The sequence below is a fragment of the Xanthobacter dioxanivorans genome (assembly GCF_016807805.1).
Classification (GTDB): Bacteria; Pseudomonadota; Alphaproteobacteria; order Rhizobiales; family Xanthobacteraceae; genus Xanthobacter; species Xanthobacter dioxanivorans.
On sequence record NZ_CP063362.1, the window covers coordinates 1,264,370 to 1,279,696 of the forward strand.

The 15,327-nt window shown below is 67.9% G+C and carries 14 protein-coding genes, 1 tRNA gene and 1 pseudogene; 11 read left to right on the forward strand and 5 right to left on the reverse strand.

The window, feature by feature from the left end; genetic code table 11:
* Positions 1 to 270 precede the first annotated feature (270 nt).
* Positions 271 to 519, reverse strand: coding sequence for a helix-turn-helix domain-containing protein (locus EZH22_RS06080; RefSeq protein ID WP_203194839.1), 249 nt, complete (start codon positions 517 to 519; stop codon positions 271 to 273).
* 103 nt (positions 520 to 622) lie between these two features.
* Here EZH22_RS06080 and EZH22_RS06085 point away from each other — a divergent pair, with 103 nt between their 5' ends.
* From EZH22_RS06085 to EZH22_RS31620, 6 genes are all read left to right on the forward strand, one after another.
* Positions 623 to 1,210, forward strand: coding sequence for a hypothetical protein (locus tag EZH22_RS06085; protein WP_203194840.1), 588 nt, complete (start codon positions 623 to 625; stop codon positions 1,208 to 1,210).
* A gap of 105 nt (positions 1,211 to 1,315) precedes the next feature.
* Entirely contained in the window at positions 1,316 to 1,618 is a 303-nt protein-coding gene (locus EZH22_RS06090) for a hypothetical protein (RefSeq protein ID WP_203194841.1), read from the forward strand.
* 70 nt (positions 1,619 to 1,688) lie between these two features.
* Positions 1,689 to 2,156 carry a hypothetical protein gene (locus EZH22_RS06095; RefSeq protein ID WP_203194842.1) on the forward strand — a complete coding sequence of 156 codons (468 nt, stop codon included), beginning with the start codon at positions 1,689 to 1,691 and terminating at the stop codon, positions 2,154 to 2,156.
* Positions 2,149 to 2,607, forward strand: a complete 459-nt coding sequence (locus EZH22_RS06100; protein ID WP_203194843.1) for a hypothetical protein — start codon at positions 2,149 to 2,151, stop codon at positions 2,605 to 2,607. Before EZH22_RS06095 ends, EZH22_RS06100 begins: the two co-directional genes overlap by 8 nt.
* A complete protein-coding gene (locus tag EZH22_RS06105) occupies positions 2,600 to 3,322 on the forward strand; it encodes a twin-arginine translocation signal domain-containing protein (protein ID WP_203194844.1) in 723 nt (240 codons plus the stop codon). The genes EZH22_RS06100 and EZH22_RS06105 overlap by 8 nt, the downstream gene beginning before the upstream one ends.
* Positions 3,319 to 4,089: a hypothetical protein gene (locus tag EZH22_RS31620; RefSeq protein WP_231711326.1), complete on the forward strand. Its 771-nt coding sequence runs from the start codon at positions 3,319 to 3,321 to the stop codon at positions 4,087 to 4,089. The genes EZH22_RS06105 and EZH22_RS31620 overlap by 4 nt, the downstream gene beginning before the upstream one ends.
* 770 nt (positions 4,090 to 4,859) lie before the next feature.
* On the opposite strand, the gene EZH22_RS06115 is transcribed toward EZH22_RS31620, so the two are convergent.
* Positions 4,860 to 4,949 (reverse strand) — tRNA-Ser (locus EZH22_RS06115).
* A 317-nt stretch (positions 4,950 to 5,266) separates the two neighbouring features.
* A complete protein-coding gene (locus EZH22_RS06120) occupies positions 5,267 to 7,696 on the reverse strand; it encodes a transketolase (protein ID WP_203194845.1) in 2,430 nt (809 codons plus the stop codon).
* Between the two features lie 212 nt (positions 7,697 to 7,908).
* On the opposite strand from EZH22_RS06120, the gene EZH22_RS06125 reads away from it, so the two are divergent.
* From EZH22_RS06125 to EZH22_RS06145, 5 genes and pseudogenes are all read left to right on the forward strand, one after another.
* The gene (locus EZH22_RS06125; RefSeq protein WP_231711327.1) at positions 7,909 to 8,313 is read left to right on the forward strand and encodes an Lrp/AsnC family transcriptional regulator; all 405 of its coding nucleotides are present in this window, start codon (positions 7,909 to 7,911) and stop codon (positions 8,311 to 8,313) included.
* A gap of 15 nt (positions 8,314 to 8,328) precedes the next feature.
* Positions 8,329 to 9,132 carry a DUF72 domain-containing protein gene (locus tag EZH22_RS06130; protein WP_203194846.1) on the forward strand — a complete coding sequence of 268 codons (804 nt, stop codon included), beginning with the start codon at positions 8,329 to 8,331 and terminating at the stop codon, positions 9,130 to 9,132.
* A gap of 162 nt (positions 9,133 to 9,294) precedes the next feature.
* The gene (locus EZH22_RS06135) at positions 9,295 to 10,290 is read left to right on the forward strand and encodes an HlyD family secretion protein (RefSeq protein WP_203194847.1); all 996 of its coding nucleotides are present in this window, start codon (positions 9,295 to 9,297) and stop codon (positions 10,288 to 10,290) included.
* A complete protein-coding gene (gene rbbA, locus EZH22_RS06140) occupies positions 10,242 to 13,013 on the forward strand; it encodes a ribosome-associated ATPase/putative transporter RbbA (RefSeq protein ID WP_203194848.1) in 2,772 nt (923 codons plus the stop codon). Before EZH22_RS06135 ends, rbbA begins: the two co-directional genes overlap by 49 nt.
* A gap of 117 nt (positions 13,014 to 13,130) precedes the next feature.
* Positions 13,131 to 14,182 (forward strand): annotated as a pseudogene (locus EZH22_RS06145) (ABC transporter permease).
* A gap of 7 nt (positions 14,183 to 14,189) precedes the next feature.
* Here EZH22_RS06145 and EZH22_RS06150 read toward each other — a convergent pair.
* Together EZH22_RS06150 and EZH22_RS06155 are read right to left on the reverse strand one after the other, a co-directional pair.
* Entirely contained in the window at positions 14,190 to 14,636 is a 447-nt protein-coding gene (locus tag EZH22_RS06150) for an RrF2 family transcriptional regulator (protein WP_203194849.1), read from the reverse strand.
* 78 nt (positions 14,637 to 14,714) lie between these two features.
* Positions 14,715 to 15,305, reverse strand: a complete 591-nt coding sequence (locus EZH22_RS06155) for a septation protein A (protein ID WP_203194850.1) — start codon at positions 15,303 to 15,305, stop codon at positions 14,715 to 14,717.
* Positions 15,306 to 15,327 lie beyond the last annotated feature (22 nt).

Here is a 15,327-nt window from a genome sequence, read left to right on the forward strand (position 1 = left end):
AGTGGCTCAATTCCGCGTCTTGATATCTAGCATGTCCCTCGGTCAGCACGGCCCAGAAAATCAGCCGCTGGGTCGCGATCTGATCCCGCCATATGGCGGAGGAAATCCGCCAGAAAATGATGTGGCCTTCGGGCGATCCGAGACGACGCCATTTATCCCCCGCAATTGACCGAAGCCGCAGAGCGAGCTTCCGAGTTGCGAAGTGATTAGCTAGGCCACAGACATAGACTGCGACCACAGCCGCGAAAAGATAGGGAGCGACGGCTTCACTCACGACTGCGCACTGCCCTTGAGCCTCACCCCCGGCTGCCCGTGGTTCAGGAATTCGATGCCGGCTTCTTCAAGGGCGAGTTGCACCTTGCGCACCGTCATGGCGCCGCTTGTGATCGGCTCGGCGCCGCGAGCCTCCATATTCCGAATGGTGTTGATGCTCACGCCGGATTTGTCGGCGAGCCATTTCTGCTCAACGTCCGCAAGGGCGCGAGCGGCACGAAGCTGATTTCCGGTGCTCAGGGTCATCTTGGTGTTGATACCTAATTTTATGGTTGACAGCAACACGATGTAGGCGCTTAGGTACTAACACCACATTAATGGTGCTGGCACCTAATCGGATGCGCCGACTATGCCCAACCTCTCCCACATCATGCGCCGCGCCTGGTCGCTCCTGCGGCAGTCCATGGCGCCCTACAGCCGGCCGGCTTTCGCCGCTCACCTGCGGCAGGCGTGGCACGAGGCCCGCAACGCCCCGGTGACGGACTGGGCGGTGCTCCAGCGCTTCATCGTCGTGTCGCGCGGCGCACACCGGGCCGAGGTCATCAGCAAGCTGGAGAATGCCCTCGCCGTGGCTCGTGGGCGGACCGCTCAATATCGGCGGGTCGGCGCACCCACCTCATGGACGGCGGCGAAGCACCGCTCCAGCGACCTGATGCGGGTCGCGAACATCGAAGCCATCCTGCGCGCAGAGAAGGCCGCCGCCGGCCTCGCCGCCACCTACACCGCGAAGCGCGATGACGCCGGCTTCGTCCTGAAGCGCAACGGCGTCGAGTTCGGCCGGCTGATCGGCCCCACCGATCGGCTCGCTTTCACCAGCACCGACGCGATGCTCGCCGAGAAGGTGCGCACCGCCGTCGTTCCGTGGGGCGGCGTCCCAGCGGCCCTCGCCAAGGTCCGGGCCGCTGACGAAGCCCTTCGCCTCGCCCGCATCGCCTGATCCCGCCCAACCGAAGGAGCCGCATCCCATGGAACAGGCTGGTCAAGCCCACATCACAGACAACGCGCCCGGGGGTATTCCGACCCGCGCATTGACGGCCTCACGGTGAACGAGCTCGCCGCGTTCTATGACGCGGCGGTGGCTGCTGCCGATGCGTTCGGCGCCCATATGCTGGATCGCCGGATCGGAGACGGCAGCATCGTTGAAGACGCGATGCTCGATTTCGAAACCCACATTGGCGGCCTCACAGACCGGATTGCGAGCGCGATGCAAGCGGCTGTTCCGGGCACGCTCACCGAGCGAGACAACCGCAGCGCAGTCCTGATCCGTCACGAGCTGCGCTGCGGCACTTCCATGGGCGCCATAGCAGCACTCGCCGCGGCACTCGCCATCGGGCGCGCGAGCTAGACCCTTCCAGCGCCCCGCTCGCGCCGCCCAGACTTCCCCATCCTCACCGTCACATCCCTGGAGCCTACCCATGCCGAAGCCCACCGCGGCGGCAAACGCCGCCCCCATGCCTGCGCCGACCCGTCGCGCCCTTCTCAAGGCCGGGGCTGCCCTCGGCACTGTCGCGGCGCTGGCCGTCCCGGTGGCCGTGCTGCCGAAGGCGGAGGCCGCGGAAGCCGACCCGGTTTTCGCCGCTCTTGAGGCCGTCCGCAGCGCCCGGCGAGAGCGCGCCCGCCTCTATCGCAAGGTGGATGGCGAGCACGCGACCGGCGGCATCTCCGCCCTGACGGATGCCGAGGTGATGGCCGCCTGTTCGGCCTATACCGCTGCCCTGCGCCGCGCTGTGCGCACAGTGCCGACCACTGCCGCCGGCATGCAGGGATGGCTTGCCCTTGTGTGGGCCCCAGGTACCTGGGAGGGCGCCATTCCGTCCGAGGAAATGCGCCCCATCCTCGCGACCGTTCGCGCCTATCACATGCGGGAGGCGGCCCATGTCTGAGCCACGGACCCTGTCACGCCGCGGCGCTCTCCTGGGCGCTGCCGCCCTGTCCCTCGGCGCAGCCGTCGCGGGGGCTTCGGCCGCTCCCGTCTCCGATCCTGTGTTCGCGGCCATCGCCACTTTCCGGGCGAAGCGCGCGGCCTTCAATGCCGTCATCAAGGAGCAGGGCGAATATGAAGAGCGCTGCACCGCGCGCGGCGTCTCCTTCTGTGCGCCCTCGCCGGAGGGTGACGAAATCGAGGAGCGATACAACGCGGCCTGCGATGCCGACGCGGATGCGTGGTGGGATTTTCTGAACACTACGCCCACGACGCGCGCCGGGCTTCTCGCCTATCTCGACATGCTGACCGAGAAGGACGGCTACAGCGGCGGCCCGCTGGCCGATGACGAGGCTATGGGCGCCATCTGCGGTGCGATCCGCGGCTTCGTGATGGGGGGCGACCATGCGTGAGCGCGGCTCTTCTCCCTCTCGGCGCGGCCTCCTCAAGGGGGCCGCCGCAGCCGTGGCTGCGGCGGCTCTGGCAAATCTTGCCGCTGCCGATCAGGCCGACGCGGAACTGCTCGCCATGGGGCGCGAGCTGGAAGCTCTGGAAGCGCAGGAGCGGGCCGCCGACGAACTTTCGGATCGGCTCTACGAGGAGGCGGCGCGAACGTGTCCGGCGCCCTCGGCCGCTCTGCTGGCCTATTCCTGGCGGGGTGAACCGCTGTTCCGCGCCTCCGGCGAAGGCTACCGGCTCAATTCCGAGCCATATGGCGCCCTTCTCCAGCGGGCGCGAGGCTGGCAGGACATGGGGGTTTCCGGGGGCCACTATCCCGAGGCGCCGCTGATCGCGGATCTCAAGCGGTGGGAAGATGGGCGCCGCGCGGCCTGCGATGCCAACGGCTGCGCTGCGGTCATGGCGGAAATGGATCGGCTTGCCCGCGCCGGAACTGCCCTGTGCAGCCGCATTGCGGCGACGCCTGCGGCCACGTTGGACGGAATGCGGGTGAAGCTCCAAGCCCTCGCGTACTGTCACCGGGGCGAGCCGGGCGACAAGGGCGAATGGATTACCGAAGTCATCAACAATACCCCGCCTTATGGGCGGGGGTTCACGACTGACGAAAGGCTTGTCTACAGCGTCTTTCACGATGTTTGCGGCCTGCTGGTGGCGGGAGCCACCGCATGACCCGCCGCACCTCCACCGGCCGACCCGGCCGCGCCCTCGCCACCACGCCCCAGCTTCCCTCTGTCCAATTTGAGCACCAGCCCGAGCTGCGTGCCCTGATGATGTTCCCGACGCTGCCGCCGGGCCACATGACGTTCCTCGTGCCCGACAACCGCTTCCACCCTCACCTGCGGCGTGGCGAGTTCGCGGTGGTGGACCTCGTCGACCACCAGCCGGCGCAGGGCGAGCTGTTCCTGATCGCCTACCGTGATCCGCGGATCGAGTGCGGCCGCACCTTCGCCCTGTGCCAGATGGTCGGGCGGACCCGCTATCGCCGGCCGGGCGGCGGCTGGGTGCAGCAGCCCGAGGCCGGTGCCGAGCCCGCCACCTGCTGGATGGCCCGGCACTGGATCCCGCTTGTCGATCCCCAGGACCGCGAGGCCGCTCTGCGCTCCGGACGCATCGGCACCAGCGAAGGCCCGTTCACCACCGAGCATGCGGCCGAGAAGTTAGTGGGGCGCGTCGTGGGGTGTGGGTACCGAAGGCGGAAGAAGCGCGAGCAGCGACCTCGTAAGCAAGGACTTGCCCGGGTGCTTTTGCGATCAGGCCAGAACCACAAAGAGGAGGCGCTACCGAGCGCCTTCCGTTGCCATCCGGGGGCGGTGGGGCGGTGGGGAGCTACAACAGATAGCTCTTACGGACGCGCGGCAAAGCCAGTTCAACGCTGCGGGAATGGGGTCGTCGGCCGGTCGTTCGCGGTCACAAAAACTCGGGGGTTCGAGAGCTGACACCCGCCGACAGCCGCCAGCATTACGGCCATGATTACCAATCGCCCGACCCTGCCCATTCTCACCCCCCCAACCATGTCCATGCAACTATAGCGCGACGACCGTCGCAGAACATGCGACCAAGTAGCATGGCGCAATAGCGCATATCCTCATCAGAGTGTGGGACGCGTCGTGGCGGTGAGGGTGCCCCGGGAATGCAGTCGTGAGTGCCTCCCTCACAGCTTGTTCGATGCCTCGCAGCCAAAGCCATCTGGCACGAGAAGCGACACTCAGGGTAGTGTGATGCTGTTTTAGCAGCCAGCCTTAGCAGGAGAAACAATGTTGTGGAACTTCTTCCGCGGCTTAAGGCGAGTTTTCACAGGACGTGTAGTTAAAAAAATCGACACCGCAATCGGTGGTGGAGCCGTAACAATTTCGCTCCGACTCAAACAAGAACGTGACGGAGATTTATACGTCGTTCTCGTGCGAAATGCCGGGAACTATCTTAGCTATGACCCAATGGACCTAGCTGAGTTTGAAACACTTTTCAGTGCCATGCAGGAAATTCGAACCGCTGCGACGAGGTCACCAAACCTGGCTATCCACTCCAACCGTCCCTAGCTCGCTCGACACAATCTGCCGTCCCGCCCCTTCCCGCGTTATCCCGGTAAATCCCGCTTGTGTCCACCAAGGACCACCACGAGCTAACGCACATGCTAGGGCAGATGCTGGGGCACGAATTCGCCCTGCAACAAATCACGCTTTGTTTTCATATGCTTAGCTATGTAAACTGGCGGAGAGGGGGGGATTCGAACCCCCGATACGGTTGCCCGTATGCCGCATTTCGAGTGCGGTGCATTCGACCACTCTGCCACCTCTCCGCGAGGGCCGGCGGGTGAGCGCCGGGCGTGTGGTTCCGCGCTTCTAGCGGACCGCGCCGCCGACGACAAGCCGTCCTTTGAGCGCGCCCGCATCGTCCCGGCCTCGCGTGCCGCCGCCACCGCAGCGAAGCGCCGCCGCGGTGCGGGCCACGGATGATCAGCAACGCGCTTTGCCCCTTCGGCAAAGCCCCTTCGGCACAGCCACGGATGGCGGCGCAGGGGGCCCGTACAGGGATGACAGCCCGCCCATGGACGTGTGCGAAAGCCGCGCGAAGCCCGTCCTCACGGCCTCGGCGGCAAACGCGCGGCCGGTGTGGCTACACCGCCCTCAGATGCCGCAGCGGGCGGCCCGGCGAAATGGCCTGCGCGGCGGCGACGATGGAGGCGGTGTCGATGCCGTAATATGCGTAGAGGTCCGCCAGCGTCCCGGTCTGGCCGAAATGCTCCACTCCGAGTGCCCGCACCCGGTGGCCGGCCACCGCGCCCAGCCAGCCCAGCGTGGCCGGATGGCCGTCGATCACGCTGACGATGCCGCAATGGCGCGGCAGAGGCTCAAGCAGCCGCTCCACATGGCTCCTGGCCCGGACGTGGCCGCGCTCGCGGGCGCGGGCTGCCGCCGTCCAGCCGGCGTTCAGCCGGTCAGCGGAGGTGACGGCGAGGAGGCCCACGTCGCGCCGGTCCTCGGCGATCAGCGCCACGGCGGCGATGGCCTCCGGCGCCACCGCGCCCTGCACCGCCACCACCGCGTCGCAATTGGGGCCTGGCTCGCGCAGCCAGTAGGCGCCGTCCACGATGCCGCGCCGCTGCGCCTCGGACAGCACCCGCTTCGGCTGCTCCAGCGGACGGGTGGACAGGCGGAAATAGAGCGAGCCGCCGGTCTCGTCGCGCAGCCAGGTGCGCTCGTCGGGCGCCCCCTCCCCGTCGCGCTGCACGTAGTCGAAGGCGAACTCCATCAGCACCGCCAGCTCGTCGACGAAGCAGGGCTCGAAGGAGGCGAGGCCGTCCTGCGCCATGCCGATGAGGGGCGTGGAGATGGACTGGTGCGCCCCGCCCTCGGGCGCCAGGGTGATGCCGGAGGGGGTCGCCACCAGAATGAAGCGCGCATCCTGGTAGCAGGCATAGTTCAGCGCATCGAGCCCGCGACAGATGAAGGGGTCGTAGAGCGTGCCCACCGGCACCAGGCGGGCGCCGAACAGGGAGTGGCTGAGGCCGAAGGCGGACAGGGTGAGGAACAGGTTCATCTCGGCGATGCCGAGCTCCACATGCTGGCCCTTGGGCGAGAACTCCCAGGCGAAGGTGGAGGGAATGCGCTCGCGCTTGAACACGTCGGCGAGCGCCTCATGGGCGAACAGCCCGCGCCGGTTCACCCAGGGGCCGAGATTGGTGGAGACGGTCACGTCCGGCGAGGTGGTGACGATGCGGTCGGAGAGCGCGCTGTCGCCTCTGGCCAGATCCTGCAGGATGAGGCCGAAGCCGGCCTGCGTGGAAATGACCGGGTTGGGCGGCGGCGCCAGCGCCGGCACGTCGAGGGCGGGCGCCGTGAAGCGGCGCGGTCCGGCCTGGAAGAAGGGCACCCGCGCCAGGAAGGCCTCGATCTCGGCGGCCGGACGCTTCAGCCCCTCGAACGGCTCCCATTCCCGCCCCTCGCCCACGCCCATGGCGGCGCGCAGCGCCTCCATCTGGGTTTCCGTCATGAGGCCGGAATGGTTGTCCTTGTGGCCGGCGAGCGGCAGGCCGAAGCCCTTCACCGTGTAGCAGAGGAAGGCCACCGGCCGGTCGTGGTCGATGGCGTCGAATGCGGCGATGAGGGACGCGATGTCGTGGCCGCCGAGATTGGTCATGAGGGCGGACAGCTCGGCGTCCGAGCGGCGGGCGATGAGGGCGGAGGCATCCCCCTGGTCGCCCAGGTCATCCATCAGCCGCTTGCGCCAGGCGGCGCCGCCCTGGAAGGTGAGGGCGGAATATTCGGCGTTGGGGCAGGTGTCGATCCAGCGCCTCAGCGCTTCCCCGCCCGGCTCGGCGAAGGCGGCCTGCTGCAGGGTGCCGTACTTCAGCACGACCACCTGCCAGCCCATCGCCTCGAAGATGCCGGTGAAGCGTTCGTAGAGACCCTCGCGCACCACGCCATCGAGGCTCTGGCGGTTGTAGTCGATGATCCACCAGGTGTTGGTGATCTCGTGCTTCCAGCCCTCCAGCAGCGCCTCGAAGACATTGCCCTCGTCGAGCTCGGCGTCACCCACGAGGGCGATCATCCGCCCCTTGGGGCGGCCGTTCGCGAGGCCGTGGGCGTGGACATAATCCTGCGCGAGGCTGGCAAACAGGGTCTGCGCCACGCCGAGGCCGACGGACCCGGTAGAGAAGTCCACGTCGTCCGCGTCCTTGGTGCGGGAGGGATAGGATTGCGCGCCCTTGAAGCCGCGGAAGTTCTCCAGCCGCTCGCGGCTCTGCCGGCCGAACAGGTACTGGATGGCGTGGAAGATGGGGCTGGCATGGGGCTTCACCGCCACCCGGTCCTGCGGGCGCAGCACGTGGAAGTAAAGGGCGGTCATGATGGCGGCCAGCGACGCCGAGGAGGCCTGGTGCCCGCCCACCTTCAGGCCGTCGTCATGAGGGCGCAGGTGGTTGGCGTTGTGGATGGTCCAGCTCGCCAGCCACAGCACCTTGCGCTCCAGCTCGGCGAGGATGGCGAGGTCGTCGGCGCTCGGCGGAGCGGGGCGCGGGCGCAGGGGAGCATAGGCACCGGACATGGCTGTTTCCTCGCAGGCGACCGCTTCCTTGCCAGCGGCCTTCTTCACGGCGATGAGTTTAGCCCGCCCGCCGCGGCGGGTTCGGTCGAATCCGCCTTAACAACGAAGATGGACTGGCATAATCTGCCAGAAACCACCCCAGATGGAGCAGAAACCTGCGCCTCGACGCCATCGACCGGAAGATCCTCGCCGCCCTCCAGGGCGACGGGCGCATGAGCATCGCCGACCTCTCGGACGCCGTGGGGCTCTCCGCCTCCCCCTGCCTCCGGCGGGTGCGGGCGCTGGAGGAAGCGGGCCTCATCTCGCGCTACGTGGCGGTGCTCGACCAGCGCAAGGCGGGCCTGCCGGTCAGCGTGTTCGTCTCCATCAAGCTGGAGCGCCAGCAGGAAGAGGCCCTCGATGCCTTCTCCGCCGCCATCCGCACCTGGCCGGAAGTGCTCGAATGCTATCTCATGACCGGCCCGCGGGACTACCTTTTGCGGGTGGTGGCGGCCGATCTCGACGCCTATGAACGGTTCCTGAAGCAGAAGCTGACCCGGCTCGACGGCATCGCCTCCATCGAGAGCTCGTTCGCGCTGGAACAGGTGAAGTATTCCCACGTTCTGCCGCTGCCCTGACCGGGAGGAGGATGCATGACCATTCGAGTGGGCATCGGCGGCTGGACCTACGAGCCGTGGCGAGGCGTCTTCTATCCGGACGGCCTGACCCAGGCGAAGGAACTCGCCTTCGCCGCCGGCCAGCTGCGGACCATCGAGATCAACGGCACCTTCTACCGCACGCCAAGCGCCAAATCCTGCGCCGACTGGGCACGGCAGGTGCCGGACGGCTTCGTGTTCGCGCTGAAGGCGACGCGCTACGTTACCCATCGCCGGGTGCTGGCGGAGGCCGCCGAGAGCATGGCCAAGTTCATCGGCAGCGGCATCACGGAGCTCGGAAACCGGCTCGGCCCCGTCAACTGGCAGTTCGCGCCCACCAAGGCATTCGACCCGGACGACTTCGCCGCCTTCCTCGCGCTGCTGCCGGAGCAGCACGACGGGGTGAAGCTGCGCCATGCGGTGGAAGTGCGCCATCCCACTTTCGCCTGCGAGGCGTTCGTACAGCTCGCCCGCAAGCACAAGGTCGCGATCGTCTATGCCGACCACGCGAGCTATCCCGCCATCGCCGACCTGACGGCGGATTTCGCCTATGCCCGCCTCCAGCAGACTCGGGAGGAGATGGAGACCGGCTATGACGATGCCGCGCTCGCGCTCTGGGCCGGGGCCGCGCAGGCCTGGGAGAAGGGCGTGGTGCCGGAGGGACTTGCGGCGCTCGGCCCCGCCGCGAAGGCCACGCGCAGCAGGCGCGACGTGTTCCTCTATCTCATCGGCGGCGCGAAGGTGCGCAATCCCGCCGGCGCGGTGGCGCTGCAGAAGAAGATCGACGCAGGGGCGCGGTGACCCCAACCCGTGGACGCCTTGGCGTTGACCTCGATCAACGCCCTATTGCTGCACCGCCGTAAGCTGTGGGACGAATAGGTTCGTTCCCGAAGCCCCGCGGGAGTGCCGGCCTTTCTTTCGGCACCGCGTGGGCGCGTCTGCCCGCGCAAAAAGGTGCTTTTCATGAAGCGCATGCTGGTTCTCGTCGGCTTCATCGTCGTCCTCGTGGCGGCGGGTGGAGCCGGCGCCTGGTATCTCGCCAGCCGCAGCCGTACGCTGCCGCCGGGCTTCGCCTCCGGCAATGGCCGCATCGAGGCGACCCAGGTCGACGTGGCGACGAAAGCCGCCGGCCGCGTGCTCGACGTGCTGGCGGAGGAAGGTGATTTCGTCCACCAGGGGCAGGTGGTCGGCCACATGGATGTCCAGGAGACCGAGGCCGCCCTGCGCACTGCCCAGGCGCAGGCCAACCAGGCCCGCCAGTCCCGCGACACCGCATCCCATGTGGTCGAGCAGAGGAAGGGCGAGCTGGACCTCGCCGGCAAGGAGCTGGAGCGGCAGGAAATCCTCGTCTCCAAGGGCTTCGCCACCGAGCAGAAGGTCGACCAGTACCGCACCACCAAACTCACCGCCCAGGCGGCGCTCGCCGCGGCGGAAAGCAGCCTCGCCGCCAGCGGATCGGCCATCAGCGCCGCCGAGGCGGAGGTGGACCGCCTGACCCGCATGGTGGAGGACGGCACCCTCGTCGCGCCGAAGTCCGGCCGGGTCATCTACCGCCTCGCCGAGCCCGGCGAGGTGCTGGGCGCCGGCGGCAAGGTGCTCACCCTCATCGACCTCTCCGACGTCTACATGACCATCTTCCTGCCCGCGACCGACGCCGGCGCCCTCGCCCTCGGCGCCGAGGCGCGCCTGCTGCTGGAGCCCCTGCCGGATCGGGCGGTGCCGGCGACCGTCTCCTTCGTCTCGGCGCGGGCGCAGTTCACGCCCAAGCAGGTGGAGACCCAGCGCGAGCGCGACCGCATGATGTTCCGGGTGAAGCTGCGCATCGCCCGTCCGCTGGTGGAGAAATACATCGACCACGTGAAAACCGGCGTCACCGGCGTCGGCTATGTGCGGCTCGATCCCAAGGCGCAATGGCCCAGCTGGCTCGATTCCGATCTCGTGCACGAGGCGGCGCAGTGACCGACGCGGTGGACGCGGTCCCCGACGCCATCCGCCTCTCGGGCATCAGCCACCGCTACGGCCGCACCCACGCCGTGGAGGGGCTGGACCTCGCCGTGGCGGAGGGGGCCTCGGTGGCGCTGGTGGGGCCGGACGGGGTGGGCAAGTCCACCCTCATCGGCCTCATCGCCGGCGCCAAGCGGATCCAGCAGGGCAAGGTGGAGGTGCTGGGCGCGGACTTTTCCGACCGCCGCGCGCGCGAGCGCATGCAGCCACGTATCGCCTTCATGCCGCAGGGGCTGGGCCGCAACCTCTATCCCAACCTCACCGTGGCCGAGAACATCGCCTTCTTCGCCCGCCTCTTCGGCGAGGAGGCCGCCGCCAAGGGCGGGCGCGTGGCGCCCCTGCTCGCCGCCACCGGGCTCGATCCCTTCGCCGACCGGCTCATGCGCAAGCTCTCCGGCGGCATGAAGCAGAAGCTGGGCCTGTGCTGCGCCCTGGTGCACGACCCCGATCTGCTGCTGCTCGACGAGCCCACCACGGGCGTCGATCCCCTCTCGCGCCGGCAGTTCTGGGATTTCGTCGAGACCATCCGCGCCGAGCGCCCGCGGCTCACGCTTCTCGTCGCCACCGCCGACATGGAGGAGGCGGCGCGCTTCGAGCGGGTGGTGATGATGGATTCCGGGCGCATCCTCGCCGACGGCAGCCCTGCCGCCCTTCTCGCGCAGACCGGCCAGCAGAGCCTGGAACGGGCCTTCGTCACGCTCCTGCCCGAGGATCGGCGCGGCGGGGAGGACGGCGTGGCGCCTGCCGCGGCCATCGCCGCCGACGCGCCCGTCGCCATCGAATCGCGCGGGCTCACCCGGCGCTTCGGCGACTTCGTCGCCGTGGACCATGTGAGCTTCAAGATCCGCCGCGGCGAGATCTTCGGCTTCCTCGGCTCCAACGGCTGCGGCAAGTCCACCACCATGAAGATGCTCACCGGCCTCCTGCCGGCGAGCTCCGGGGAGGCGCTGCTCTTCGGCGTCCAGGTGGACCCCACCGACATCGAGACCCGGCGGCGCGTCGGCTACATGAGCCAGGCCTTCTCGCTCTACGGCGAGCTCACGGTGCGCCAGAACCTGGAACTGCACGCCCGCCTCTTCTCCCTGCCCGAGGCGGCGGGGACGGCGCGCGTCGCCGCCCTGGTCGCGGCCTTCGACCTTGCGTCGCATCTCGACGACCTCGCCGACGGCCTGCCGCTCGGCGTGCGCCAGCGCCTGTCGCTGGCGGTGGCGGTGCTGCACCAGCCGGAGGTGCTCATCCTCGACGAGCCCACCTCGGGCGTCGACCCGGTGGCGCGCGACAATTTCTGGGACCATCTCCAGCGCCTGTCGCGGGAGGAAGGCGTCACCATCTTCGTCTCCACCCATTTCATGGGTGAGGCGGAACGCTGCGACCGCATCTCCTTCATGCATGCGGGCAAGGTGATCGCCACCGGCACGCCGCAGGCGCTCAAGCAGGAGCAGAAGGCCGCGACCCTGGAGGAAGCCTTCATCGCCTACATGGAGATGGGCGGCCGCGCGGCGCAGAGCGAGGCACGCCTGCCCCAGGCCGCGACCCGCGCAGAAGGACCGCCCGCCGCTTTCTCGGTGCGGCGCCTGGGCGCCTACGCCTGGCGCGAAACACTGGAACTGAGACGCGATCCGGTGCGCCTCGCCTTCGCGCTGCTGGGCACGGCGCTGCTGATGATCATCTTCGGCTACGGCATCACCCTCGACGTGGACAAGCTGCGCTTTGCCGTGCTCGACCGCGACCAGACCCCGGAAAGCCGCGCCTATGTGGACGGCTTCGCCCACTCCACCTATTTCGTCGTCCAGCCACCGCTCGCCGACCCCGCCGACCTCGACCAGCGGCTGAAATCCAACGCCATCGCCTTCGCCATCGAGATCCCGCCGGACTTCGGCGCCGACCTGCGCTCGGGCCGGTCGACCGAGGTGCTGGTGACCATTGACGGCGCCATGCCCTTCCGCGCCGAAACCATCCAGGGCTACGTGCAGGCGGTACACGCCATGTTCCTGTCCGACGCGGCGCAGGCGGCGGGTCAGACCCTTTCGGCCTTCGCCAGCCTGGAAATGCGCTACCGCTACAACCAGTCCTTCCGCAGCCTCGACGCCATGGTGCCGGCCAACATCGCCCTCATGCTCATCTTCATTCCCGCCATCCTCACCGCCCTGGGGGTGGTGACGGAGAAGGAGATGGGCTCCATCACCAACCTGTATGTGACCCCGGTCACCAAGCTCGAATTCCTGCTCGGCAAGCAGGCCCCCTACGTGGCGGTGGCCTTCTTCAACTTCCTGGTCATGGTGCTGATGGCGCTGCTCCTGTTCGGGGTGCCGCTGAAGGGCTCCTTCCTCGGCCTCGCCCTGGGGGCCTTCGCCTACGTGCTCGCCACCACCGCCATCGGCCTTGTCTCCTCGACCCTGACCAACACCCAGGTCGCGGCGCTGTTCGGCACGGCCATCGGCACCATGATGCCAGCAAGCCAGTTCTCGGGGCTGATGCAGCCCGTGGCGACGCTGGAGGGCGGCGCATGGGTGGTGGGCACCTTCTTCCCCACCACCTACTTCATGCGCATCAGCGTCGGCGCCTTCACCAAGGGCCTCGGCTTCGCCGAGCTGCTGCCTTTCATCGCCGCCACCGCCGCCTTCTGGCCGGCGCTGCTCGCCATCGCCTGGCTCATCCTGCACAAGCAGGAGGCCTGACATGGCGTCGCCCTCCCTCCCCGCCCCAAGAATCCGCCGCGTTTGCGCGCCTTCGCCGGCAACGTGCGCGAGTTGGTGGTCAAGGAGCTCATCAGCCTGTGGCGCGACCGGGCCCTGCTGGTGCTGGTGGCCTACGCTTTTACCGTCGCCATCGTGCTGCAGGCGAACGGCATGAAGCACGACCTCAACCGCGCGACGATGGGGGTGGTGGACGAGGACAATTCCGCCCTCTCCAATGCCATTCTCGACGCCTTCCTGCCGCCGCGCTTCCAGCCGCCGGTCGCCCTTGCCCCGCAGGACGTGGACGGCGCCATGGACGCCGCGCGGTTCACCTTCGTGCTGAACTTTCCCCCGACTTCCAGTCCGACGTGCTGGCGGGCCGCAGCCCATCGGTGCAGCTTCTGATCGACGCCACCTCGCTCATGCAGGCGGGCATCGGGGCGAACGACATCTCCGCCATCTTCCAGGAGGAGGTGAACCGGTTCGTGCTGCGCCACTCCGAAGGGGTGACGACGCCGGTGGCGCTGCAGGTGCGGGTGGCCTTCAACCAGGGGCTGGAATCCTCCTGGTTCACCGGCACCATGGGCCTCATCACCAACATCACCATGCTCTCGGTGCTGCTGGCCGGAGCCGCCCTGATCCGCGAGCGCGAGCACGGAACGCTGGAGCACCTGCTGGTGCTGCCGGTGCGGCCCGCCGAGATCATGCTGGCGAAGATCCTCGCCAACGGCGCGGTGATCCTCGTGGGCGCGGCCTTCAGCATCGTCGTGGTGCTGAAATGGGGCCTCGGCATGGGGATCGCCGGGTCGGTCCCGCTCTTCCTCGCCGGCGCGGCCCTCTACCTCTTCTTCACCGCGTCGCTCGGCATCTTCCTCGGCACCCTCTCCGGCTCCATGCCGCAGTTCGGCCTGCTGTTCTTTCTTGTCGTGCTGCCCATGAACATGCTGTCCGGCGGCTTCACGCCGCTGGAGAGCATGCCGCAATGGATGCAGGCGGTGATGCAGGTCTCGCCCTCGACCCAGTTCGTCGCCTTCGCCCAGGCGATCCTCTATCGCGGGGCCGGGCTCGAAACCGTGTGGCCGCGCTTTGCCGCCACCTTCGGCATGGGCGTCCTGTTCTTCGCCGTGGCGTTGGCGCGCTTCCGCACCTTCCTCGCCGCCCAGCAGTAGGACGGCGTCAAATGTAGTCCACGAAGGAGGCCAGCTGCTCCTGCGAGAGATCGCGCATCTGCGCCAGCGTATAGGTGTCGAGCACCGTGCCGATGGCGTCGCGCACGCGCACCATCAGCAGGCGCACCTCGCAGGTGGACATGTCGCAGTCCTCGCACGGCTCGTATGCATTGCGGCTGGCGCAGGGGAAGGGGGCGAGCGGGCCGTCGAGGGCCCGGATCATCTCGCCCACCACGATGTCCTCCGGCGCCTTGGCGAGCCGGTAGCCGCCGAGCTTGCCCTTCTTGGAGGACAGGAAGCCCGCATTGCGCAACTCTCCCAGGATCACGTCCAGGAATTTCTTCGGAATGTTGTTGGTCTCGGCGATGTCCGCAACCTGCGTGGAGCCGCCCGGCGGAAGGCGGGCCAGGTGGACCGCCGCCTTGAGACCGTACTTTCCTTTTTTCGTCAGCATGATGCGCCCTCTTTCGGGCTTATGCGGATCGGCGGGGCCGCCGTCAACCGGAAGATTGGTGTGGAATGGACTGGCCCGTCAGCCGGGTTCGGTTCCATCCTTCAGCTCAAACCGCGCCATGAGCGGCGCCTGCGCCATGGCGAAGGCGAAGGTCAGCGGCAGGTAGCCGAAGGTCTTGAAGGCGACCCAGGTGTCGGTGGACACGGAGCGCCAGACCACCTCGTTCAGCACGGCCATGACCAGGAAGAACACGCCCCAGCGGATGGTGAGAATGCGCCAGCCCTCATCCGTGAGCTTCACCATGCCGTCGAACACGTAGGGCAGCAGCGGTTTCCTGAAATAGAGCCCGCCCAGCAGCAGGATGCCGAACAGAGCGTTGACCATGGTCGGCTTCAGCTTGATGAAGTGGTCGTCCTGCAACCAGAGCGTGAGGCCGCCGAACACCATCACCACCAGGGCCGAGACCAGCGGCATCACCGCGATGCGCCGCGCCAGCACCCACATGGCGGCGAGCGCCACGATGGTCGCCACCATGAAGGCGCCGGTGGCCAGATAGATCCCGCCATAACCGTTGGCGGCGAAGAACAGCACAAGGGGGCCGATCTCCAGGCCGATCTTCAGCCAGGGGCTCATCTTCGGGACGGCGGTAACGGCAGGTTCGGTCATCATCGGGCCGGGAAATGAGGGAGGA